This is a genomic window from Stenotrophomonas sp. YJH_SMC_69, assembly GCF_059370495.1.
Genome location: NZ_JCAFTS010000006.1, coordinates 135,942 through 158,788, shown reverse-complemented (window position 1 = coordinate 158,788; position 22,847 = coordinate 135,942). Strand labels below are relative to the sequence as shown.

Annotated in this window: 17 protein-coding genes; 4 read left to right on the top strand and 13 right to left on the bottom strand. The window is 67.3% G+C overall.

Annotation, left to right across the window (positions count from 1 at the left end):
• Positions 1 to 32 precede the first annotated feature (32 nt).
• Together mscL and AC5P8F_RS12550 are read left to right on the top strand one after the other, a co-directional pair.
• Positions 33 to 437 (top strand): large-conductance mechanosensitive channel protein MscL, encoded by a 405-nt coding sequence (mscL, locus tag AC5P8F_RS12555; RefSeq protein WP_005418809.1) that lies wholly within the window; start codon positions 33 to 35, stop codon positions 435 to 437.
• A 245-nt stretch (positions 438 to 682) separates the two neighbouring features.
• Positions 683 to 2,104, top strand: a complete 1,422-nt coding sequence (locus AC5P8F_RS12550; RefSeq protein WP_032957185.1) for a M28 family peptidase — start codon at positions 683 to 685, stop codon at positions 2,102 to 2,104.
• Positions 2,105 to 2,230: 126 nt separating this feature from the next.
• Here the strand turns inward: AC5P8F_RS12550 and AC5P8F_RS12545 are convergent, their stop codons facing one another.
• From AC5P8F_RS12545 to AC5P8F_RS12500, 10 genes are all read right to left on the bottom strand, one after another.
• Entirely contained in the window at positions 2,231 to 3,682 is a 1,452-nt protein-coding gene (locus AC5P8F_RS12545; protein WP_049440414.1) for an alanine/glycine:cation symporter family protein, read from the bottom strand.
• Positions 3,683 to 3,692: 10 nt separating this feature from the next.
• Positions 3,693 to 4,679: a hypothetical protein gene (locus AC5P8F_RS12540; protein ID WP_262093309.1), complete on the bottom strand. Its 987-nt coding sequence runs from the start codon at positions 4,677 to 4,679 to the stop codon at positions 3,693 to 3,695.
• A 166-nt stretch (positions 4,680 to 4,845) separates the two neighbouring features.
• On the bottom strand, positions 4,846 to 5,679 hold the full coding sequence (locus AC5P8F_RS12535; protein ID WP_046432259.1) for a TrmH family RNA methyltransferase: 834 nt from the start codon (positions 5,677 to 5,679) through the stop codon (positions 4,846 to 4,848).
• Positions 5,680 to 7,188: an alanine/glycine:cation symporter family protein gene (locus tag AC5P8F_RS12530; protein WP_049440417.1), complete on the bottom strand. Its 1,509-nt coding sequence runs from the start codon at positions 7,186 to 7,188 to the stop codon at positions 5,680 to 5,682.
• 182 nt (positions 7,189 to 7,370) lie between these two features.
• Positions 7,371 to 7,973, bottom strand: a complete 603-nt coding sequence (locus AC5P8F_RS12525; protein WP_495228281.1) for a GNAT family N-acetyltransferase — start codon at positions 7,971 to 7,973, stop codon at positions 7,371 to 7,373.
• Positions 7,966 to 11,091, bottom strand: coding sequence for an efflux RND transporter permease subunit (locus AC5P8F_RS12520; RefSeq protein ID WP_014648225.1), 3,126 nt, complete (start codon positions 11,089 to 11,091; stop codon positions 7,966 to 7,968). The genes AC5P8F_RS12525 and AC5P8F_RS12520 overlap by 8 nt, the downstream gene beginning before the upstream one ends.
• Positions 11,088 to 12,194, bottom strand: coding sequence for an efflux RND transporter periplasmic adaptor subunit (locus AC5P8F_RS12515; RefSeq protein ID WP_032957171.1), 1,107 nt, complete (start codon positions 12,192 to 12,194; stop codon positions 11,088 to 11,090). The genes AC5P8F_RS12520 and AC5P8F_RS12515 overlap by 4 nt, the downstream gene beginning before the upstream one ends.
• A 275-nt stretch (positions 12,195 to 12,469) precedes the next feature.
• Complete coding sequence (locus tag AC5P8F_RS12510; RefSeq protein ID WP_495228280.1) at positions 12,470 to 14,533, bottom strand: TonB-dependent copper receptor; 2,064 nt, start codon at positions 14,531 to 14,533, stop codon at positions 12,470 to 12,472.
• A gap of 72 nt (positions 14,534 to 14,605) precedes the next feature.
• Positions 14,606 to 15,025, bottom strand: a complete 420-nt coding sequence (locus tag AC5P8F_RS12505) for a DUF2946 domain-containing protein (protein ID WP_014648228.1) — start codon at positions 15,023 to 15,025, stop codon at positions 14,606 to 14,608.
• 625 nt (positions 15,026 to 15,650) lie between these two features.
• Positions 15,651 to 16,634, bottom strand: a complete 984-nt coding sequence (locus tag AC5P8F_RS12500; RefSeq protein ID WP_010481448.1) for a LysR family transcriptional regulator — start codon at positions 16,632 to 16,634, stop codon at positions 15,651 to 15,653.
• A 208-nt stretch (positions 16,635 to 16,842) separates the two neighbouring features.
• Here AC5P8F_RS12500 and cysK point away from each other — a divergent pair, with 208 nt between their 5' ends.
• Positions 16,843 to 17,802 carry a cysteine synthase A gene (cysK, locus tag AC5P8F_RS12495; RefSeq protein ID WP_046432270.1) on the top strand — a complete coding sequence of 320 codons (960 nt, stop codon included), beginning with the start codon at positions 16,843 to 16,845 and terminating at the stop codon, positions 17,800 to 17,802.
• A gap of 273 nt (positions 17,803 to 18,075) precedes the next feature.
• Complete coding sequence (locus AC5P8F_RS12490; RefSeq protein ID WP_014648231.1) at positions 18,076 to 18,675, top strand: O-acetyl-ADP-ribose deacetylase; 600 nt, start codon at positions 18,076 to 18,078, stop codon at positions 18,673 to 18,675.
• Between the two features lie 92 nt (positions 18,676 to 18,767).
• Here AC5P8F_RS12490 and AC5P8F_RS12485 read toward each other — a convergent pair whose 3' ends face one another.
• The 3 genes from AC5P8F_RS12485 to pyk all read right to left on the bottom strand — a co-directional run bounded on the left by AC5P8F_RS12485 (position 18,768) and on the right by pyk (position 22,735).
• Positions 18,768 to 19,910, bottom strand: a complete 1,143-nt coding sequence (locus AC5P8F_RS12485) for a hypothetical protein (RefSeq protein ID WP_014648232.1) — start codon at positions 19,908 to 19,910, stop codon at positions 18,768 to 18,770.
• Between the two features lie 129 nt (positions 19,911 to 20,039).
• Positions 20,040 to 21,044, bottom strand: a complete 1,005-nt coding sequence (locus tag AC5P8F_RS12480; protein ID WP_014648233.1) for a class I fructose-bisphosphate aldolase — start codon at positions 21,042 to 21,044, stop codon at positions 20,040 to 20,042.
• 224 nt (positions 21,045 to 21,268) lie between these two features.
• The gene (gene pyk / locus AC5P8F_RS12475; RefSeq protein ID WP_014648234.1) at positions 21,269 to 22,735 is read right to left on the bottom strand and encodes a pyruvate kinase; all 1,467 of its coding nucleotides are present in this window, start codon (positions 22,733 to 22,735) and stop codon (positions 21,269 to 21,271) included.
• Between the last annotated feature and the right edge of the window lie 112 nt (positions 22,736 to 22,847).

Sequence of the window (22,847 nt, the reverse complement as noted above, 5' to 3'; positions counted from 1 at the left end):
GCTGTCCACTTCCCCACCGGAGAAAAACAACAATGGGAATGCTCACCGAGTTCAAGGAATTCGCGATGCGCGGCAACGTCATCGACCTCGCCGTCGGCGTGGTGATCGGCGCGGCCTTCGGCAAGATCGTGACCGCACTGGTCGAGAAGATCATCATGCCACCGCTGGGCTACCTGATCGGCCGCGTGGACTTCTCCAGCCTGGCCTGGACGTTGTCGCCAGCCCGGCTCGGACCGGATGGCAAGGAGATCCCGGCGGTGGTGGTTGGCTACGGCGACTTCATCAACACCGTCATCCAGTTCGTGATCGTGGCTTTCGCGATCTTCATCGTGGTCAAGGCGATCAACCGCCTGTCGCGCAAGAAGGAAGCGGCACCGGCGGCGCCGGCCGAAGAAGTGGTGCTGCTGCGCGAGATCCGCGACAGCCTGAAGAAGTAAGGGTACCGGGCGCCTATGGGCGCCCCTCCCACCTGTAGAGCCGAGCCCACGCTCGGCTGATCTGCAAAAGGCAGCCGAGCATGGGCTCGGCTCTACAGAAGCAGGCGAAAGCCCCGCTCCGGCGGGGCTTTCGCTTTGCTGCATCTGGCGGAAAACAGCATCCGCGCCAGCCATGACCTCCCGCCCATGCGCCGGGCTGAACGACTGTTAAGCTCCAAGGCTTAGGTCCCTTCCCGGAGTTGTCCATGCGTCGCCGCGTCCTTGCCATCGCATCCTCCCTCGCCCTGTTGGCCGCCCCGGCCTTCGCGGCACCGCGCACCACCACCCTGCCCCCCGCCTCGCTGGCGACCGCCGCGCAGCTGCGCGACCAGGCGCTGGCCGATGACACCGGCTGGAAGGTGGTCGAGTCGCTCACCACCGAGATTGGTCCGCGCATCGCCGGCAGCGAAGCCGATGCCCGCGCCGTTGCCTGGGCCGAAGCCAAGTTCAAGGCCCTGGGCTTCGACAAGGTCTGGAAGGAGCCGGTGACGTTCCCGAAATGGGAGCGCCGCAGCGAACACGCCGCCGTGACCGGCAGGAACCCGCAGCCGCTGCAGATCACCGCACTGGGCGGCAGCCCGGGTGGCACCGTGGAAGCCGAGGTGGTGCGCTTCGCCGATCTGGCCGCGCTGCAGGCCGCACCGGCAGGTTCGCTGAAGGGCAAGATCGCCTTCGTCGATTACCAGATGCTGCCCTTCCGCGATGGCCGCGATTACGGCCGCGGCGGTGCGATCCGCAGCAAGGGCCCATCCGAAGCCATCCGCAAGGGCGCGGTCGGCTTCCTGATGCGCTCGGCCGGTACCGACTCGCACCGCGTGCCGCACACCGGCATCACCCGTTTCGATGACGGCCTGACCCCGGTGCCGTCGGCCGCGCTGTCGGTGCCTGATGCCGACCAGCTGGCCCGCCTGCTGGCGCGTGGCAGCACCACGGTGAAGGTGGCACTGGATTGCGGCTGGGACGGCACCGCCACCTCGTACAACGTGATCGGCGAGATCACCGGCCGCAGCCTGCCGAAGGAAGTGGTGGTGATCGGTGGTCACCTGGATTCGTGGGACCTGGGCACAGGCGCCGTGGATGACGGCGCGGGCGTGGGCATCACGATGGCCGCCGGCCACCTGATCGGCCAGCTCAAGCAGGCACCGAAGCGCACCATCCGCGTGATCGCCTTCGCCAACGAGGAACAGGGCCTCTACGGCGGCAAGGCCTATGCCGAAGCGCACGCGAAGGACGTGGCCCTGCACCAGCTGGCCGCCGAGAGCGACTTCGGCGCAGGCCGCATCTACGCCTTCAATACCGGTTCACCGAATCCGGAAGGCTCGCGTGAAGCGACGAAGCAGATTGCCGAAGTAATGAAGCCGCTGGGCATCGAGTACCAGGCCGACAAGGGTGGCCCGGGCCCGGACGTCGGCCCGCTGGCCGCCAAGGGCGGTGCGTGGGCGTGGCTGGCGCAGGACGGCTCGGACTACTTCCACCTGCACCACACCGCCGACGACACGCTGGACAAGATCGACCCGAAGGCACTGGCGCAGAACGTGGCCGCGTATACGGTGTTCGCCTACCTGGCGGCGGAAGCCGACGGCAGCTTCGGCAGCGAGGCCAAGGCGACCACGCCGCCGAACGAGTGATGCGCTGGCGCCGGGCCATGCCCGGCGAGTGCAGCGGGAAGAGCGGTGCGAACCGAGGTTCGCACCCACCGGGCAATGGCGTGGGTCAGAGCCCTCGCCCTGGCGAGGGATCTGACCCCGATCCTGTCAGCCTTCCCACACGCTGGTGTTGCGCACGCCCAGCAGTTTCGGGTTGAACAGCGGATCCTTGCCAGCCTGGCGATGCTGCTCGTAGTCGCGCAGTGCGGCCAGGGCAGGCCTTTGCAACAGCAGGATGGCGATGATGTTCAGCCAGCTCATCAGGCCGACGCCGATGTCGCCCAGCGACCAGGCCACTGTGGCACTGTTCACCGCCGAGTAGCCGGTCGCTGCCAGGAACAGCAACTGGAAGACGCCCATCAGCCACGCCGCCGGCCGATCGCGGCACAGATAGCTGACGTTGGTCTCGGCCATGTAATACAGCGCCAGGATGGTGGTGAACGCAAACGGCAGGATCGCCAGCGCCACGAACGAACGGCCGAAGCCCGGCAGCGTCGATTCCACCGCGTGCTGCACGAAGCGTGGCCCGGCTTCGACACCCGGCAGATTGCCCAGCAGCAGGCGCGCCTCATCCGGAATACCGTTCACCGCCGGGTCGTAGACGTTGTACAGGCCGGTGGACAGGATCAGGAAGGCGGTCGCACTGCACACCACCATTGTGTCGATGTAGACCGAGAACGACTGCACCAGGCCCTGCTTGACCGGATGCGAGACTTCCGCGGCGGCGGCCGGATGCGCACCACTGCCCATGCCGGCCTCGTTGGACAGCACGCCACGGCGCACGCCCCACTGGATGGCGGTGCCGATCATCGCGCCGAACGCCGCATCCACGCCGAATGCACTGCGCAGCACCAGCATGATCACCTCCGGCACCCTGTCCGCGTTGAGCACCATCACCAGCGCCGCGACCAGCAGGTAGGCCACGGCCATCAGCGGCACCACCCATTCGGCCACGCGCGCAATGCGCCGCACACCGCCGATGAGGATGGCACCCAGCACCACCAGCAGAACCGCCGTGGTGGTCATCACCGGCACGTCCCAGGCTTCGTTCACCGCACTGGTGATCGCATTGGACTGCGTGCCGGCCAGCATCGCGCCCGCCAGCACCGTCACCAATGCGAACAGCACTGCATACCAACGTTGGCCGAGGCCTTTTTCGATGTAGTACGCCGGGCCACCCCGGTACTGCCCCTTGCCGTCGCGCTCCTTGTAGATCTGTGCGAGCGTGGATTCGATGAAGGCACTGGATGCGCCGAGGAAGGCGACGATCCACATCCAGAAGATCGCGCCGGGCCCGCCGAAGGCGATGGCCATGGCGACGCCGGCGATGTTGCCCACGCCCACGCGGCTGGACAGCGAAAGGGACAACGCCTGGAACGGCGACACGCCGGCATCGGAGCGCTCATGGCGGAACATCAGGCGCAGCATGTCCGGCAATGCACGCAGCTGGATGAAGCGCGTGCGTACGCTGAAGTACAGGCCGGTGAGCAGGCACAGCACCACCAGGTAGGGGCTCCAGACGACGCCGAGGATCGCGTTGACGATGGATTCGATGTTCATCGGCGGCCCCTCAGAAGAACATGCCCAGGGCGACCTGGGGGCTGATGATGCGGCCGGTGTTGCGGCCGGCCACGCTGAACTCGACGCCGGCGATCAGGCCCAGTGACGGGCTGAAGTGGTACTCCACGGCCGGCGCCAGGGTGACGCTGCGGCTGGCCGGGCGATGCTCGTCGATGCGTTCGAAACCACCGCTGGGGTTGCGCGCGAAACCCCTCAGGCGCTGGCCGGTCTCACGGCTGGCGGCCACTTCCATCACGCCCACCCAGCGCGGATTGAAGCTGTACTCGGCGCCGACCGACAGGCCCAGCACCGACCCCCGGGAGATGTGCCCCTGGAAGCTGTCGTCGGTGCCGTAGACGCTGGCCCCGGAGATCGCCGTCCGCGACGGCGCAGGCCCGGCGCTGAGCTGGGCACGCCAGCGCAGCGGGCGGTCGTTACCCAGCCAGACCACCTGCTGCACGCCCAATGCGGCAGTGGTGCGCTGCACACCGTCGCCCTGCGCATCGAGCGGATTGCCGGTGATGCGGTCATGGCTGCCGGTGCTGAAGCGCTGCACCAGCGCAACCGAGACGGCCGGACGCGTGCCATCGGCATTGGGCGCCTGCAACAGGTACTGCAGGCGCGCGGTGGTGTCACCGGCACGGAAACCACTGCTGCGCGCGCCGCCCTGTTCGGCACGCGATGCACTGAGATTGACCTGCCCCATCACCCGGTCGCTGAAGCCGTAGATGATCGGTACCACCGTTGCCCATGCGCCGCTGCGTTGCCCACTGCGGCGGCGATGGCCGCCATCGTCGTAATGATCGCGGCTGTCGATCCGCACCAGATAGGGTTCGATGTACCAGTTGCCCTGCGGCAGGCCAGCCGGGTTGGGGGTGATCAGCGGCCCGGTGAAGCTGACGCCGTCCAGGCTGCGTTCGCTGGCTGCGGCACGGCCGTTGGCAAGGACGCTGGTCAGGACCAGCAATGCGATGAGGATACAGCGTGGGTGATGCATGGCAGCCTCTTCTGGACAACGTGGGATGGAGTTCCACCCTGCGTTGCCGGAAGCGGCTGACCAATAAGGAAACTTTCAAAACATCATGCGCGCTTGACGCAATTACGGACCCTGGAAGGGGTCAGAGCCCTCGCCTGCGGCGAGGGATCCGACCCGGGATACCGGATCAGCCGCGGCGACTCGCCCACTGCGCCAGCAGTACCGCCGTGGCCGAGGCCACGTTCAGGCTCTCCACCGCGCCGCTGCCGGGAATCGAGACCTGCTGGTCGCACGCTCCCGCCAGGCTGCGGTCCATGCCCTCGCCTTCGGCGCCCATCACATACACCAGGCGGGCCGGCAGCGAGGTGCGGAACACGTCGTCACCGCCCTCCACCAGGGTCGCCGCCAGGCCGAAGCCGGCCGCACGCAGCTGCGTCATCGCCTGGGCGGTCTCCGGCAGCTGCACCAGCGGCACCGCTTCTGCACCGCCCTCGGCCACGCGCGCGGCGGCACCGGACAGCGCCAGCGTGCTGCCGGCCGGCAGCAGCAGCGCCTTGGCGCCGAAGTGTGCGGCCGAGCGCAGGATCGCACCGAGGTTGTGCGGGTTGCCCACGCCATCAAGCCACAGCGCCAGCGCCGGGCCGTCGCCGACCTGCTCCAGCCACTGCGCCAGCGGCAGCGCCGGTGCGCGCAGCACATCGGCCACCACGCCTTCGTGGTGGGTGGTGCCGGCAAGCTTGTTCAGATCGCCGTCTTCAACCACGCGATACCCCACGCGGTTGGCCACGCACCACTTCAGCAGCGGCTGCAGGCGCGGAATGCGCGCCTCCAGCAGGTACAGCTTGCGCAGCGCCTGTGGCCGCGCTTCGAACGCGGCCAGCACGGCATTCAGGCCGTACAGGCGCAGCTCGTCGCTGCCACCGCGCCCACCACCGCCCGTGGCCGGCACCTCCGGGCGCGGCAACGGCGTTGCGCGCGGCGGACGGGCGGACGGGCGGCGGTTGTTCCAGGGGTTGTTCACTTACACACTCTCCTGCTTGCGCTGGCGCCAGAAATCGGCGTTCTTGATGCCCAGGGCATCAGGGTCGAACACCGGATCCAGGCCCAGCTTCTTCTGTCGTTCGTAGTCACGCAGCGCCAGCATCGCCGGCTTCTGGATGATGAGGATGGCAATGATGTTCAGCCAGGCCATCAGGCCGACGCCGATGTCACCCAGCGCCCAGGCCAGGGTCGCATTATGGAACGCGCCGAACACCACCATGCCGATGATGCCCAGGCGCAGCACCAGCACGGTCAGCGGGCGCTTCCTGTTGTGGTTCACATAGCTGAGGTTGGTCTCGGCCATGTAGTAGTACGCCATGATGGTGGTGAAGGCGAAGAAGAAGATGGCCACCGACACGAACGCCGAACCCCAGCCCGGCAGCACCGCTTCCACGCCGGCCTGGGCGTAGCCCGCACCTTCGGGAATACCGGCCAGGCCCTGGAAGATCGGCGCGGCGCCCTCCACCGGCGAGTACACGTTGTAGGTACCACTGGCCAGGATCAGGAACGCGGTGGCGGTGCACACCATCATGGTGTCGAAGTAGATCGCGAAGGCCTGCACGTAGCCCTGCTTGGCCGGGTGCGAGACTTCCGAGGCGGCCGCTGCATGCGGGCCCGAGCCCTGGCCGGCTTCGTTGGCATAGATGCCGCGCTTGATGCCCCACTCCACCGCCAGGCCCATCATCGCGCCGAATGCGGCATGCGTGCCGAAGGCACTCTTGAAGATGATGCCGAACATTTCCGGCACGCGGTCGTAGTTGATGATCATGATGATGATGGCCATCAGGATGAAACCGGCGGCCATGAACGGCACCACCACTTCGGCGAAGTTGGCGATGCGCTTGACGCCACCGAAGATCACCACGCCCAGCAGCAGCGCCACCACGATGCCGATGCCCAGCTTCAGCGCCTGCACCGATTCCATGCCGAAGGCCTGGCCATCGAGCGGGCCGCACAGCGCGGTGCCACGGCAGGCGTTGATGATGCTGTCGGCAATGGCGTTGGCCTGTACGCCCGGCATCAGGAAGCCGGCGGCGATGATCGTGGCGATGGCGAAGGCCAGCGCGTACCACTTCAGGCCCATGGCCTTTTCGATGTAGTACGCCGGGCCACCGCGGTAGCGGCCTTCGGCGTCCTTGGTCTTGTAGATCTGCGCCAGGGTGCATTCCACATACGACGTGGACGCGCCGAGGAAGCCCATCACCCACATCCAGAAGATCGCACCGGGGCCGCCGAAGGCGATGGCCGTAGCCACGCCGGCGATGTTGCCGATGCCCATGCGGCCGGCCATCGACATGGCCAGGGCCTGGAACGAGGACACGCCGGCGTCGGATTTCTCACCCTTGACGGTGAGGCGGCACATCTCGAAGAAGCCGCGGATCTGCATGAAGCGCGTGCGCAGGCTGAAGAACAGGCCGGCGCCCAGGCACACGAAGATCAGTGCCTTGCTCCAGATGATGCTGTTGATGAAGTGTACGGTTGCTTCCACGCGCGCTCTCTCCAGTCGGCGGGTTGTAAGGACGTCCCGTCGGCTGGAAGGGACCGGTCGATTCTCCCTGATCGCAGGCCGCTGCGGTAGCGCTGTTTTGTAGAGCCGAGCCCATGCTCGGCTTGGCCCCCCGAGGAGGCAGCCGAGCATGGGCTCGGCTCTACAACAGCCAGCCCGCGTGTTCACGGCAGCTGGGTGCGTACCCGGGCGAAACGGCGAAGGTCGTGCAGCACGCCGCGCTTGTAGACCGCGCAGCGCTCCACGCCCTCCTCCTGGAAGCCGTTCTTCTCCAGCACCCGCGCCGAGCCGAGGTTGAAGTCGACGACCGTGGCCTGCAGCCTGAACAGGCGCAGCTCGTCCAGCACCCACGGTGCGAACAGCCCGACCACACGGGTCATCACGCCGTGCCCCCAATAGGCCTGGCCCAGCCAGTAGCCCAGTTCGGCGGTGTGCCCACGCTCGGCCATGCCCTGCTGGGCAGCGACGCTGCCGCAGGCCTGGCCGTCGATCTCGATGGCCAGATTCAGGGTTCCGGGGGCCAGCACGCGGCCGGCGAGAAAGGCCTCGCCATCGGTGCGCGTGTACGGGTACGGGAAACGGTCGCGCAGGCCGCGCGACACCTCGGGATCGTTGGCGTGGCGCAGCAGCGATTCCAGATCATCCGGGCGCCAGGGGCGCAGCTGGAAGCCGTCGCCTCGAAGTGGCGTCAGAGCCCTTTCCCTTTGGGAAAGGGGCCCGACCCCGTCAGCGAGGGACCCGATCCCGTCGGTGTGCCGGTCAGGCATGGCCGCCCACCGACGGCGATTCCGCTTCCTGCTTCTCCAGCTCGCGCTTCACCGCTTCCGGCGAACGGGTGTACGGGGCAAGCCGCGCGTAGAACGCCGGCACCACGAACAGCGACAGGAAGGTCGAGAGGGTCACGCCGAAGATGATCACGATGCCGATCGTGCCACGGCTGGCCGAACCGGGACCACCGGCCACCACCAGCGGAATGGCGCCGACCACGGTGGCGATCGAGGTCATCAGGATCGGGCGCAGGCGCACCATCGCCGATTCAATGATCGCCTCGCGCACGCTGCGCCCATCGTCGCGCAGCTGGTTGGCGAATTCGACGATGAGGATGCCGTTCTTCGCGGCCAGGCCAACCAGCATCACGATGCCGATCTGGCTGAACAGGTTCACCGTACCGCCACTCACCCACAACCCGACCAGCGCGCCGAGCACGCCCAGCGGCACGGTCAGCATGATGGTGAGCGGGTGGATGAAGCTCTCGAACTGCGCGGCCAGCACCAGGTAGACCACCAGCAGGGCCATGGCGAAAGTGAGCAGCACGGCGCCACCGGCGCTCTGGTACTCGCGCGATTCACCCTTCCAGTTCACCTGCGCGTACTGCGGCAGCTCTTCCTGGGCCACGTTCTGCGCCCAGGCAATGGCCTCGCCCAGCGGATAGCCCGGCGCCAGGCCGGCACTGATGGTGATCGAGCGCAGGCGGTTGAAGCGGTTCAGGGTGCCGGCCTCGGCCACTTCGCTCAACGTGACCAGGTTGGACAGCGGCACCAGTTCGCCAGAGGTGGCGCGCACGCGGATCGCGGCCAGGTCGGCCGGGCTGGCGCGACCGTCACGTCCGGCCTGCACCAGCACGTCGTACTCCTCGCCGTTGTCGACGAAGGTGGTGACGCGGCGCGAGCCCATCATGGTTTCCAGCGCCGAACCGATCGCGGTGACCGGCACGCCGAGATCGGCCGCACGCTGGCGGTCGATGTTGACCCGCATCTGCGGCCGGGTTTCCTTGTAGTCCGAGTCGGGGCCGACCAGGCCGGGGTTGTCGGCCATGCGCAGCAGGATGCGGTCGCGCCACTGCGCGATCTCCGCGTATTCCGGCCCACCCAGCACGATCTGGAACGGCTGCCCGCCGCTGCGCACCAGGCCGCCACCGACCTGGGTACGCACACGCACGCCACGGATGGTGTCCAGTTCCTTCTGCAGTTCGTTGGCCACGTCCGGCGTGGCCTCGCTGCGCTGGCGCCACGGCTGCAGGAAGATGCTGACGCGGCCGGTGTGCATTTCCTCGCTGGCACCGAAGCCACCGGGCACGCGCGGGTTGGCACGCACGATCGGCTTGTCCGGGCCGACATGCGGGGCCAGCAGCGCCTCCACCTGCTGCACCTGCTGCACGGTGTAGTCGTAGCCGGCACCTTCCGGGCCGTCGATCATGATCTGGAACGAACCGCGGTCTTCGGCCGGCGCCAGTTCCGAGGGCAGCAGCTTGAGCAGGCCCCAGCTGGCGACCAGCGCGGCCACCATCACCAGCAGGTAGATCCAGGTGCGGTCGACATGGTGATCGAGCACCCGCCCATAGGCACCCGCGAGGCGTTCCAGGTTGCGGTTGATGAAGCCGTGCAGGCCACGTGGCGCCTGCCCGGTGTGCGGCTTGAGCAGCTTGGAGGCCATCATCGGCGTCAGTGTGAGCGCCACGAACGCGGACAACGCCACGGCGGCGGCCAGCGCCACTGCCAGCTCGCGGAACAGGCGCCCGGTGTTGCCTTCCAGGAAGCCGACCGGCAGGAACACTGCCACCAGCACGGCGGTGGTGGCGATCACCGCGAAGGCGACCTGCGCGGTGCCGCGCTTGGAGGCCACCAGCGGTGGCTCACCCAGGTCGATGCGGCGCTGCACGTTCTCCACCACCACGATCGCATCGTCCACCACCAGGCCGATGCACAGCACCAGCGCCAGCAGGGTCAGCAGGTTGATCGAGAAATCGAACGCGTACAGCGCGATGAACGCCGCGACCAAGCAGACCGGCACCGTCACCGCCGGGATCAACGCGGCGCGGAAACTGCCGAGGAACAGCCAGATCACCGCCAGCACCAGGATCATCGCTTCCACCAGCGTGGCGTAGACGCGGTCCACCGCCGCTTCGATGAAGGTGGTGTTGTCGAAGGCGACGAAGATCTGCGTGCCCTTGGGCAGGGTCAGCGCCACCCGCTCGGCTTCAGCGCGCGCGGTACGCGCCACGTCCAGCGAGTTGGCGGTGGAGGTCTTGACGATGCCCAGACCGATGCCGGGCTCGCCATTGCTGCGGTAGTACGCGCGGCGTTCGGCCGAGGCCAGCTCGATCTTCGCCACGTCGCCCATGCGCACCACGTAACCGTCGCGGCCCTTGCCCAGCGGGATGGTCGCGAAATCTTCGGGCTTGATGTAGTTGCGCTCCACGCGCAGGGTGAAATCACGGTCGGTCGACTCGATGCGGCCGGCCGGCAGCTCCACGTTCTCGTTGCGCAGCGCGGTTTCCACGTCGCCGGTGGTCAGCCCGCGTGCGGCCAGCTGGTCCCGGTCCAGCCAGATCCGCATCGCATAGCGCTGGCGGCCGCCGATGCGGACCTGGGCCACGCCATCGAGGCTGGAAAAGCGATCGACCACGTAACGGTCGGCGTAGTCGCTCAGCTCCAGCGTGTCCATGGTCGAGGAGACCATGTTGAACCAGATGATGGGGTCGGCATCGCTTTCGACCTTGGCGATCTCCGGTGGCCGCGCCTCTTCCGGCATGCGGTCGGCCACGCGGCTGACCGCATCGCGCACGTCGTTGGCCGCCGCTTCGATATCGCGGTTGGAGGTGAACTCGATGCTGACCTGCGAGCGGCCGTTGGTGCTGCGCGCGTTGATCGTATCGATGCCTTCGATGCCGGCCAGCGCATCTTCCAGCACCTGGGTGATGCGGCTTTCAATGACCGCCGCCGAGGCGCCGGTGTAGTCCACCGAGACCGAGACGATCGGCGGGTCGATGGCCGGCAGTTCGCGCAGGGTCAGGCGGGTGAAGGACATCACGCCCAGCACCAGCAGCAACAGGCTCATCACCACGGCGAACACCGGCCGCTGGATGGAGATGTCGGACAGCTTCATCCGCCGTGGCCCTCGGCCGCGGCCGGCGCAGCGTCTTCAGCGGGCTTTGCACCACTGGCGGGCGCTGCGTCCTTGGCGGCAACCTTCAGGCCCGGACGCAGCTTGCCGGTGCCATCGACCACGATGCGCTGGCCCGCTTCCAGACCCTGCCTGATCTCGACCACGCCGGCACGGCGCGCGCCAGTTACCACGTCCACACGCTCGACGCTGTCGTCAGCCTTGATGCGGTACACGAAGGTATCGCGACCGACCTGCACCACGGCGATTTCCGGAATCACCAGCGCCGGGCGCTCGGGGCGGAACAGGCGCACGTCCAGCAGCATGCCAGGACGCAGCGCATGGTCGCCGTTGGCAAAGTCGGCGCGCACGGTCACGGCACGGGTGGCCGGGTCGATGCGCGCATCGATGGTGCTGACCACGCCCTCGAAGGTGCGGCCCGGCCAGGCCACGCTGGTGGCGCTGACCTTGTCACCGACGCCCAGCGCAGCCAGTTCCACTTCAGGCACCTGGAAATCGATGTGCATGTGCTCGATGTCATCGAGCGTGGCGATGACCGTGGTCGGAGTCACCAGCGAGCCAGGGCTGACCTGGCGGATGCCGAGCACGCCGGCGAACGGCGCGCGCACACGGCGATCACCGATGTCTGCCTGCATCTGCATCACGCGCGCTTCGGCGGCATCGCGGATCGACTTCTGCGTATCCAGCGTGGCGCTGGACACCAGCCGCTGGGCGGCCAGCTCGCGCTGGCGCTTGTACAGCTGATCGGCTTCATGGAAGGTCGCCTGCGCCTGCACCAGTGCGGCCTCCTGGGCCTGCCCACGCAGGGTCACGATCGGCGCACCGGCAGCAATGTGCTGGCCGCTTTCGAAATGCACTTTCTCGACGATCTCACTGACCTTGGCGGTCACGCTGATCGATTCGCGCGCCTTGGCCGTGCCAAGCGCCTGCAGGGTGTCGCTCCACTGACGGGACTGCACGACCTGCGCAGTGACCGGCACCGCTTCTCCCTGCCGACGCGCGGCGGCCTCCTGTTTGCCTGCGCACCCGGCCAGCACGGCCAGGCTGAGGCCAAGGGCCAGGGTCGAAGCGATACGAGCCAACATGAACGGTCCAAATTGATCCACGGCCGCCGAGTGTAGGCAAGTGCCCCTGAAAGCGGTATGTGCCAAGCGTTTACCAGCGTGGAACCAGGGCTGCGATAGCGCCTTGAACCCATTCCGTGCAAGGCTGCCATGGGCAGTGTCGGCGTGTATCGGGGTGTATCCCGTCGTGCACCACCGGGTCAGTCATCGTAGAGTCGAAGCTGCCCGACGGAGGGCGTCGGGCGGGGACGGATCCTGGCGGGGATCCGGCCCCGTTTTTTTTTACACCCGGCGGATCAATACCGGTAGTTCAGCTTCATCCACACGCTGCGCCCCGGCTCGTTGATGCGCACCGGGTCGGCCGGGAAGCCGAAGTCGGCGCTGCCGGCCAGGTTCAGGTGCTCGCTGTAGGCGCGGTCGAACAGGTTGTCGACGCCTGCGCTGAGCTGCAGTTGCGAACCGAAACGGTACGCCGCGTTGAGCGCGAAGGTGGCAAAGCCCGCGCTCGGCCCGAGATCCTGCGCGACCACGTTGCCCTGGCCATCTGCGACACGATGCTGGTGGGTCACCGCGCGCAGCAGCGCACCGGCGCTCCAGCGCTGGCCTTCCCAGTTCGCACTCAGGCGCGCTTCCAGCGGCGGCATCTGCGGCAGCGGACGCTGCTGGTCGCGGTTCTCGCCCCAGGCATAGGCCAGCGTGCCACCCAGCTTCCACTGTTCGGCCACGCTCACTTCCAGCCCCGCCTCGGCACCGGCGATGCGCGCATCGACGTTGCTGGCCTGGCTCATCCCCATCGCGCCGCTGCGGTGGTAGGTGAACAGGACGTAGTCCTGGATCTGCCCGGCGTACGCCGAGACCCAGGCCTGCACGCGCGGTCCCTTGTACTGCAGGCCAGCGTCGAGCTGGGTGGTGCGCTCGGGCTGGATGCCGGCAAACGCGTTCACCGCATCGGCCGGGCCGTGGTCGGGCGAGAACAGCTCCCAGTAGTCGGGCATGCGTTCACTGTGGCCGAGGCCGGCGTACCAGGTCAGGCCGTCGGCCAGGTCCTGCTCGTAGCGCAGGAAGCCACTGCCGAGCCATTCCTTGCGACGCTGGCCCGCAGTCGGATTGGGCATGTTGCCCATCATTCCGCGGAGCGACTGCCGCTCGTCGCGCACGCTGGCGCGATCGATGCGCAGGCCGCTGATCCAACGCTGATCGGTGCCGGCGCCGAGGGTCAACTCGGTGAACACGCCATAGCGGCGGAAGTGGGCATCGGTCTCCCACGCCACCTGGCGGTAGGTGTCGCGGCCCATGCCCATGCGGCCACGATGGCGGCTGTCCTCGCCATCCACGCCCGCCACCAGCTGCACGTCCTGCCAGCGCCACTCGGAACTGACCCGGCCGCCCTGGGTACGGCGATCCACGTTCGAGGCCATCGGCATCGGCATCATGCTGTTCGGGTTCGGCGCACGCAGCGTGTAGTTGTCCATCACGTGATCGGCCTCGTTGTAGTACACGTTGGCCTGCACCGTGTCCCACGCACCCGGCAGGTTGCGCTTCTCGAAACGCGCGGCATAGCTGGTGCGTTCGAACGCGGCCCCGTCCATGCCCCGTCCCGCATAGCGTGCGATCGCATCTCCGGCACCGGCAGAAATTTCCAGCAGCGTGTCGGCATCCGGCGTCCAGCCGATCGCCACGTCACCGTTCCACTTGCGCCACTTCGACGGCACCACATCGCCGTGGCCGTCCTTGTAGTCATCGGCTTCGGAACGGTTGCCACTGGCGCGCACATAGCCGGTCGGGTTGCCCAGGGTCAGGTCCAGCACCTGGTCGTTGCGGTTGCGCGAACCGACCAGCGCACTGGCATCGGCACGCAGGCCCGGCTCTTCGAAGCGCGGTGTATCGCGCTCGAAGCGTACGGTGCCAGCCGAGGCACCTGCGCCCCAGCGCACGCTCTGCGGGCCCTTGATGATGGTCAGCCGGTCGAAGCTTTCCGGCGCGATGTAGGACAGCGGATTGTCCATGCGCGACGGGCAGGCACCGATCAGGTTGCCGTCATTGCTGAGGATGTTCAGGCGCGAACCGAACATGCCGCGCAGCACCGGATCACCGTTGGTGCCGCCGTTGCGGATGGCGGAGAAACCGGGAACGGTCTTCAGGTAATCGGCGCCATCACTGGCGGGTACCGGCTGCCGCGGCAGGCGTGGGTCGGTCACCCAGTGCAGTGGCGAGGACGGTGCGGCAGCGGTGACCACCAGGGTGTCGAGGGTACGCGCCTCTTCGGCGGGCGCGGCATGGGCGAGCGTTGCAGCTACGGCCAGGCCAAGGGCAACCGGCAGGCGCGCACAGGCGCCCGCGGGGCGGGAAGTCATTTTCATCGGAACAGCTCCAAGGTACGCACGCGCGCACGGCGCCCGGTCAGGCGTCGTGCGGCAGATTCGACAGGGACATCAGCGAACGATGGAGAAAGGCGGCGGCCCACGCGCGGCATGCGCCGGCCAGCACAGCGCGGGCAGCACCTGCCGCGACCAGGGGAACACCAGCCGCGGCCGCCACAACAGCGGCAACAGCAGCACCAGCACGGCCAGCCACGGCAGCAGGCGCATCGCCAGCACACAGTATTCGCAGGCTTCGCCGTGCATGGCGTGGGGATCGGCCGGTGGGGTCGGATCCGTGTGCGCGGGCAAGGGGCTCTGGCCCGCTACGGCACCATCATGCTGCATGTGCGCGTGGTCCATGCCGGCCATCGCAGCGTGGTCCATCGGCTGCGCATGCAGCGCGCGGCTGACCAGCGGCGCAAGCACCATCAGCAGCGTCGCCAGGACGGCAAGCTGGAGCAGAAGGCGCTGCGGGCGGGACAGCCGGGTCATCCCGCTAGTGTAGAGCCGGGTCCAGGGTTGCCCGTGCGACGAACCGTCGCAGGAGGGGTTTATCGGCAGGGCTGCGCCCTGCACCTGCAAAGGCCACGTCCACGGCAAAAGCCGAAGCAACAGCAAAAGCGGGTTCCTGTGGGTAGGCGGGGCGGGTCCGGTTGCGGGAGACGCCGTAAACCCATCCATGGGGGCTTGGCCGCGGCATCCATGCCGCGGACACTCCCGCAACCGGACCCACCCCGCCTTCGACAGTTTCCTGCGGTCTGTTGGAACGGCTTTGGGGTCAGATCCGTTTTCCGAAGGAAAACGGATCTGACCCCAGATGCATTTCGACATCTGACAGCTTTCATCCACGCATGGCGTGGATCTACCGTGTCGACCAAGGTCGACACCTACCAACAGCCACCGGGATCTGTCAGAGGTGGGGCGGTGTCGGAGTGCGGGGTGTCAGCCGCATGGATGCGGCTGCCAAGCTTACAGGGACGTACTTGCAGCGTCCCCGCACTCCGGCACCGCCCCGCCAACCCACGGAATGCCGCTTCTGCTGTTGCTGTTGCTGTTGCTGTTGCTGTTGCTTGAATGCCGCGGCAGGTGCAGGGCTGCAAGCCCTGCTCGCCCCCCCTCACACCGTGATGGTCTGGGTCAGTGATTCCCAGGTCGGTGGCACCGGCCACGCGGCCGCCTGGTTGCCATCCAGCACCCGCCGCAGGTCGCGGGGATCGATCTGCGGTGCCAGCACATGCACCAGCTCCAGCGCGTAATCACGCAGCACGCGGTCGCGCGGCAGCACCGCCCAGGCGATGCACTCGCTGATCGGGTCCGGCGCCGGCCACGACCTCAGGTCTTCGTCGTTGGAACTGACCGCCATTTCGGCCAGCAGGCCCACGCCCAGGCCGGTACGCACATAGGTCTTGATCAGATCGGCATCCAGCGCGGTCAGCGCCAGATCCGGCACCAGCCCGTTGGCGGCAAACGCACGCTGCAGCGACGAATTCGGGCGGGTCGAGGATTCGTAGCTGATCAATGGTTGCCGGGCCAGCGCGGCCAGGTCCGGTGCACGCCCGGCGCGGTCCAGCGGGTGGCCCTTGGGCACCACCACCAGGCGTCGCCAGCGGAACAGTGGCACCGCGATGCCATCGGTGGGCTCTCCCCCAGCGGTGCTGATGATGGCGATATCCGCGTCACCCTGGTTCAAGCGATCCAGCGCGTCGGCTTCACCGGCCTGCTGCAGGTGCACGCTGACCTGCGGGTAAGCCTGCTTGATCGCCGCCACCGCCGGCGGCAGCACGAAGCGCGCCTGGGTGTGGGTGGTGGTCAGGATCAGCTGGCCCTGGCTCTCGCGCCGCTGGTTGGCGGCGTAGGTGCGGATGTTGTTGGCCTCGGCCAGCACGGCGCGGGCGCGGGCGATCACCTCGGTCCCGGCCGGGGTGACCGACTCCAGGCTGCGGCCCTTGCGCACGAACAACAGGAAACCCAGCTCGTCCTCCAGCTGCTTGAGCTGCTTGGACAAGCCGGGCTGGGTGGCATGCACGCGCGAGGCGGCCAGCGTGATGTTCAGCTCGGCGTCGGCGATGGCAACCAGGTAGCGCAGCTGGGTCAGCGTCATGGGCAGGCAGGCGGCGTGGGGCGGAGGTCCACTCTAGGGTCAATTGCCGTCACCAGCTTATAACCAAAGGTTGTTTAAGAAAGGTATCTGGTCATTTCCGGGCGTCATATGCCGGCGCTACGGTCAGCCGGCAGCCGCTGGCCTGAACAGCCAGCCCTCCCCCTTCGCCCGCCGAAGCCCGGCGCGGCCCCGTCTCCGGAGCGCTTCCATGGCCCTGTACGACTCCATCCTCGACACCGTCGGCAACACCCCCATCGTCAAGCTGCAGCGTCTGGCACCGCCGCAGGTCAGCGTTTACGCCAAGGTCGAGTCGTTCAATCCGGGCGGCTCGGTCAAGGACCGCCTGGCTTTGGCGATCATCCTCGACGCTGAAGCGCGTGGCCTGCTCAAGCCGGGCGACACCATCGTGGAGGCCACCTCGGGCAATACCGGCGTGGCACTGGCGATGGTCGCCGCAGCGCGCGGCTACAAGTTCGTGGCGACCATGGTCGAGACCTTCTCGGTCGAGCGCCGCAAGCTGATGCGTGCCTATGGTGCCAAGGTGATCCTGACCCCGGCCGCCGAACGCGGCAGCGGCATGGTGCGCAAGGCAGCCGAACTGGCCGAACAGCACGGCTGGTTCCTGGCCAGCCAGTTCGCCAACCCGGCCAACCCGGCCTATCACCGCAACACCACCGCCGCGGAAATCCTGCGCGACTTCGCCGGCAAGCGGCTGGACTATTTCGTCAGCGGCTGGGGCACCGGCGGCACGCTCACTGGTGTGGGCGAAGTGCTGAAGGTCGCGCGCCCGCAGACCCGCATCATCGCCACCGAGCCGGCCGGCGCCGCCCTGCTCAAGGGCGATGACTGGAAGCCGCACAAGATCCAGGGTTGGACCCCGGACTTCGTGCCGGACGTGCTCAACCGCGATGTGGTGGACGAACTGGTCTCGGTCGAAGATGACCGCGCGATCGCCACCGCGCGCCGCCTGGCCGCCGAGGAAGGCATCTTCGTCGGCATCTCTGCCGGTGCCACCGTGGCCAGCGCGCTGGACGTGGCTGCCCGCGCCGAACCCGGCTCGGTGATCCTGGCGATGCTGCCGGACACTGGTGAACGCTATTTCTCCACACCGCTGTTCGCCGATGTCAACGAAGGCTCCGACGACGACTGGCTGGCCGGCCTGCCGTAAACCGCCCGGGGTCGGATCCCTTTGCCGCAGGGAAAGGGCTCTGACCCCACCCGCGTGGATCAGCGACAGGGGTCAGAGCCTTTCCCATGCGGGAAAGGATCCGACCCCGTTCTGCTTCAGCCTGCGTGAAGGCGTCGCCCGCCATCGTGCGTGAAGGCCGTCGGATCGCAGCGCGTGAGACGGTCATGACGCAGTATCGATGCCCTGTCCCCTACCGTGGGAACAGCCGGCGCAGATGCTGCGCGGATCACCTCACAGGCAGGAGACGGACGCATGAAGATCGAGGTTTGGCAGGGTGACATCACGACCCTGGCGGTGGATGCGATCGTCAACGCGGCCAACGAAACACTGCTCGGTGGCGGCGGTGTCGACGGCGCGATCCATCGCGCGGCCGGCCCCGCATTGCTGGCCGAGTGCGCGCAGTTGCCGGAGCTGCGCCCGGGCGTGCGTTGCCCGACGGGCGAAGTGCGCGCCACCAGCGCCCATGCGCTGCCGGCGCGCCATGTACTGCACACGGTGGGCCCGGTCTGGCATGACGGCCAGCGCGACGAACCGGCGCTGCTTGCCAACTGCTATTGGAAGTCGCTGCAGCTGGCCGAGTCGCTGGGCGTGCAGTCGATCGCGTTCCCGGCGATCAGCTGCGGCGTCTATGGCTATCCGCTGTACCAGGCGGCGCAGATCGCAGTGACCGAAACACTGGCGTGGCAGCGCAGCCATGCGCAACCGATGCGCATCGTGCTGGTGGCGTTCAATACCGCTACGGCCAAGGCCTACCAGCAGGCGTTGAGCGCCGCCGGGCAAAGCGCGGACAGCGAACCGCGCGGGTCGATGCTGCCGCCGCTGGGTGATGCGGGTTTTGCCGCCGCGCACTGAATCCCGGTGCGCGACGTAAAGAAAAAGGCCGGGCAGTACCCGGCCTTTTCCGTTGCACCGTTGTGCTCAGCCACGCATGGCGTGGGTCACGCTCAACGGCTGGCAGCTTCCACCGCGGCGGCGTCATCGGCCACGGCGGCTGCGTCGGCTGCGGCGCGTGCCGCCGAGGCCGCAGCCCCATCGGCGCTGGCGCCATCCACCTGCACGCGCACTTCCACCATGCCCGCGCCATTGTTCAGGCTGGACACGTCGACCGTGTAATGACCGGCCGGCAGGGTCTCTTCCAGGCGCGAATTGGTGCCGTTGCCACCATCGTCGTCGGTCAGCTCGACGTCGCCACCGACCACGCGCAGCACGGTATCAACCTGGCTGGAAATCGCATCCAGGCGCACATCGGCCGGGCGGTCCAGCGACAGCAGGAAGCGGCGACGGCCATCGTTGTCGAGCATCGTGTACACGCTGCCCGACTTCGGCAGTGCCGTGCCATCGCGCTCGACCAGATTGCCGGGCAGCTCGATGCGGTTGGCCGACAGGGTGAACATGCCGCTGACGCCGTCGCCGAGGCCGCGCGCGGTCAGGGTGTACTTGCCCGGCTTCAGTGACAGGGTCAGGCGCGAGTTGGTGCTGTCGCCGCCATCGTCATTCTCTGCATCAACGCCCTGGCCCGACAGCTTCAGCACCGGATCGAAGACATCCGACACCAGGCGGATCTCGTACAGGCCGGCCTTGTCCACCTGCAGGGTGTAGTCCTGGGAACCACCGGCCAGCATGTCGACGATCTCGCCGCTGCCCGCCAGCGGCTTGCCGTCGTACGGCACCAGCTTCTCGGCGCGCAGGCGGTAAGGACCGTAGTCGGTCGAGCCGTTGGCGTTGACCGCCACCTGGTAGGTGCCGCCACCGTTGGCACGGAAGGCCACCGAGACGTCGCCTTCGCGCTCGTAGCCGGTGTTGCTGCTGGCCACCAGGCTGCCGTTGTTGAACACGGCGATCGAGCCGCTCAGCGAACCGGTCAGCTTCAGCCCGACCAGCTGCTTGTCTTCCAGCTTGATCTGGTAGAGCTGGTGGTGGCTGCCGTCGTTGTAGTTGATGCCGCTGCGCGAGGTGATCTCGCCGGATACCGGCTTGTCGAAATCGAGTGACGCGGCCTTGCCCGCGTCCGCGCCGCCGCCGATGCGGTTGCAACCGCTGGCGACCAGGACCGTGGCAACGGCCAGTGTGATTGCTGCCAAACGCATGTTGTTTCTCCTTGGCCTTCCATGTGGTTCCCGCATACCGGCCAGGCACGCGGGGGCGGAAAAGATACCCGCAAAAGCAAACGCCGGCGTGATGCCGGCGCTGCCTTGTTCATCCGGCGATGGGACGGATCAACCGTTCCACTTGCCCAGCGCGGCCAGGCCGTTGTCCTTGGCGCGCTCGTACACCGTCTTCTGGGCAGCAGCGTAGTTGCCCTTCATGTCCTTGGCCCACAGCTTCAGCGCGGCCTGCTGCATGGCGCGGCCGTAGGAGAAGCTCAGCGGCCACGGCAGGTTGCCCAGCTGGTTCATCGCGTTCAGGTGCTCGGTGGACTGCTCGTCGCTCTGGCCACCGGACAGGAACACCACGCCCGGCAGGATCGCCGGCACGGTGCTCTTCAGGCACATCACGGTCGACTCGGCCACTTCCTCGACATCGGCCTGCTCTTCACAGTCCTTGCCGGAGATGACCATCGAGGCCTTCAGGATGGTGCCTTCCAGCAGCACGTTCTGCTGGTACAGCGCGTCGAACAGCGAGCGCAGGGTGGCTTCGGTGACTTCGTAGCAGGTTTCGATGTCGTGGTCGCCGTCCATGATCACTTCCGGCTCGACCATCGGCACCAGGCCGCATTCCTGGCACAGCGCTGCATAGCGGGCCAGCGCATGGGCATTGGACTCGATGCAGGTGCCCGACGGGATGCTCTCGCCGATGTTGATGACCGCACGCCACTTGGCGAAGCGCGCGCCCAGCTTGTAATACTCCTGCAGGCGCTCGCGCAGGCCGTCGAGGCCTTCGGTCACCAGCTCGCCCGGGCAGCCGGCCAGCGGGTGCGCACCCTTGTCCACCTTGATGCCCGGAATCATGCCGTGGTCGGCCATGTACTTGGCGAACGGCACGCCGTCCTTGGTCGACTGGCGGATGGTCTCGTCGTACAGGATGGCGCCGGAAATGTGCTCGTTGAGCTTCGGCGTGGTCAGCAGCAACTCGCGGTAGGCGCGACGGTTCTCCTCGGTGTTCTCGATACCGACGCCCGCGAAACGCTTGGCGATGGTAGCGGTGGATTCGTCGATCGCGATGATGCCCTTGCCCGGGGCGACCATGGCCTGGGCGGTTTCAGCCAGCTGTTCGATGCTCATGTATTTCCTGTGGCGGGTGCGGGAAAAACGTAAGTATAGCCCTGCTGCCCGTTGCCTCGCCGTGGAGGACAGGATGGAAACGCTTCCACGTCTACGCAGGACAAAGGATGTCCTGCGGCATGGGGTCAGAGCCCTTTCAGGGATCTGACCCCTGGTCAGTACGGGGTCAGATCCCCACATAGGCTCTGACCCCGGATCGGCAGCGCCGACCCGACCGTCAGGGCTTACAGATCGCCCAGGCCGATGGCGCGGCCATCCTCGCCCACTTCCAGCAGGCGCAGGGTGTTGGTGGCACCATGGGTTTCCATGTGCTCGCCGCTGGTGAACACAACGCGGTCACCGGCCTGCAGCAGTTCCGATTCGACCAGCAGGCGGATGCTGCCGCGCGCCGCTTCGCGCGGGGTCAGGCCGCGGCTGTCGAAGTTGATCGGGAACACATCGCGCATCAGCGCCATCTGGCGACGCGCGCCGTCGTGGCGGGTGACCGCGAACACCGGCGCCTTGGCGCGGAAACGCGACAGGTAACGCGCGGTGCCGCCGGATTCGGTCATGGCCACGATCGCGCGCACGCCCACATGCTGCGACAGGAACATGGTGGCCATGGCAATTGCCTGGTCGGCACGTTCCAGGTTGCGCGGCGAGGCGTTGAAATCGGTCTCGGTCTGGAACTGGCGCTCGGCACCCAGGCAGATGCGTGCCATCGCTTCCACCGCCTTGACCGGGTAGGCACCGGCGGCGGTTTCCGCCGACAGCATCACCGCGTCGGTACCGTCGATGACCGAGTTGGCCACGTCCAGCACTTCGGCGCGGGTCGGGATCGGGCTTTCCACCATCGACTGCAGCATCTGCGTGGCGGTGATCACCACCTTGTTCTGCGCCAGCGAGGCCTTGATGATCTTCTTCTGCAGGCCCGGCAGCTCGGCATCGCCGATTTCCACGCCAAGGTCGCCACGGGCAACCATCACCACGTCGCTGGCCTCGACGATTTCTTCCAGGTTCTCGATCGCCTCGGTGCGCTCGATCTTCGACACCAGGGCGGCATCACAGCCGTGCGAGCGGGCGATGTCGCGCGCGTCGTTCATGTCCTGCGCGTTGCGGCAGAACGACACGGCGATGAAGTCCACGCCGATCTTGGCAACGATGCCGATCAGTTCCTTGTCGCGCTCGGTCAGGGCACCCAGCGACAGGCCACCGCCCTGCTTGTTCAGGCCCTTGCGGTCGGACAACACACCATCGTTGAGCACGGTGTTGACGATGCGCTCGCCCTGCACTTCCACCACCTGCAGCTGCATCAGGCCGTCGTCGAGCAGCAGCACATCACCCGGGCCCACGTCCTGCGGCAGGCCGAGGTAGCTCACGCCCACCTGGCTGGCGTTGCCCGGGCCGGCGTTCTCGCTGGCGATCAGGTCGAAGCGGTCACCCGCCTTCAGCTGCACCTTGCCTTCGGCGAAGCGCTCGATGCGGATCTTCGGGCCCGGCAGGTCGGCCAGGATGCCCACTTCCACGCCTACGCGGGCCGCAGCAGCACGCACTTCGGCGGCACGCTTGGCCTGGCCGGACGGATCGCCATGGCTGAAGTTCAGGCGCACCACATTGACGCCGGCGCGGAAAAGATCCTCCAGCACGCCCGGCGGATCAGTGGCCGGACCGAGGGTGGCAAGGATCTTGGTGCGACGCTGACGCTCGAACATGGTGGATGGGCCTCTCCCGTTAAAGAACGGAAATTAGCACATCCTTCACGCCGCATGTATACGGTTACAGCCTTGTGCTGCCTGACTCCGCAGGTCATGCAACGGACATTGT

Bases quoted from the DNA above. Each gene is read 5' to 3' on its own strand.
- AC5P8F_RS12550 (WP_032957185.1), top strand. From the start codon at position 683: ATGCGTCGCCGCGTCCTTGCCATCGCATCCTCCCTCGCCCTGTTGGCC.
- AC5P8F_RS12510 (WP_495228280.1), bottom strand. From the start codon at position 14,533: ATGAAAATGACTTCCCGCCCCGCGGGCGCCTGTGCGCGCCTGCCGGTT.
- cysK (WP_046432270.1), top strand. From the start codon at position 16,843: ATGGCCCTGTACGACTCCATCCTCGACACCGTCGGCAACACCCCCATC.
- mscL (WP_005418809.1), top strand. From the start codon at position 33: ATGGGAATGCTCACCGAGTTCAAGGAATTCGCGATGCGCGGCAACGTC.
- pyk (WP_014648234.1), bottom strand. From the start codon at position 22,735: ATGTTCGAGCGTCAGCGTCGCACCAAGATCCTTGCCACCCTCGGTCCG.
- AC5P8F_RS12490 (WP_014648231.1), top strand. From the start codon at position 18,076: ATGAAGATCGAGGTTTGGCAGGGTGACATCACGACCCTGGCGGTGGAT.
- AC5P8F_RS12545 (WP_049440414.1), bottom strand. From the start codon at position 3,682: ATGAACATCGAATCCATCGTCAACGCGATCCTCGGCGTCGTCTGGAGC.
- AC5P8F_RS12480 (WP_014648233.1), bottom strand. From the start codon at position 21,044: ATGAGCATCGAACAGCTGGCTGAAACCGCCCAGGCCATGGTCGCCCCG.
- AC5P8F_RS12485 (WP_014648232.1), bottom strand. From the start codon at position 19,910: ATGCGTTTGGCAGCAATCACACTGGCCGTTGCCACGGTCCTGGTCGCC.
- AC5P8F_RS12540 (WP_262093309.1), bottom strand. From the start codon at position 4,679: ATGCATCACCCACGCTGTATCCTCATCGCATTGCTGGTCCTGACCAGC.
- AC5P8F_RS12515 (WP_032957171.1), bottom strand. From the start codon at position 12,194: ATGTTGGCTCGTATCGCTTCGACCCTGGCCCTTGGCCTCAGCCTGGCC.
- AC5P8F_RS12505 (WP_014648228.1), bottom strand. From the start codon at position 15,025: ATGACCCGGCTGTCCCGCCCGCAGCGCCTTCTGCTCCAGCTTGCCGTC.
- AC5P8F_RS12520 (WP_014648225.1), bottom strand. From the start codon at position 11,091: ATGAAGCTGTCCGACATCTCCATCCAGCGGCCGGTGTTCGCCGTGGTG.
- AC5P8F_RS12525 (WP_495228281.1), bottom strand. From the start codon at position 7,973: ATGCCTGACCGGCACACCGACGGGATCGGGTCCCTCGCTGACGGGGTC.
- AC5P8F_RS12500 (WP_010481448.1), bottom strand. From the start codon at position 16,634: ATGACGCTGACCCAGCTGCGCTACCTGGTTGCCATCGCCGACGCCGAG.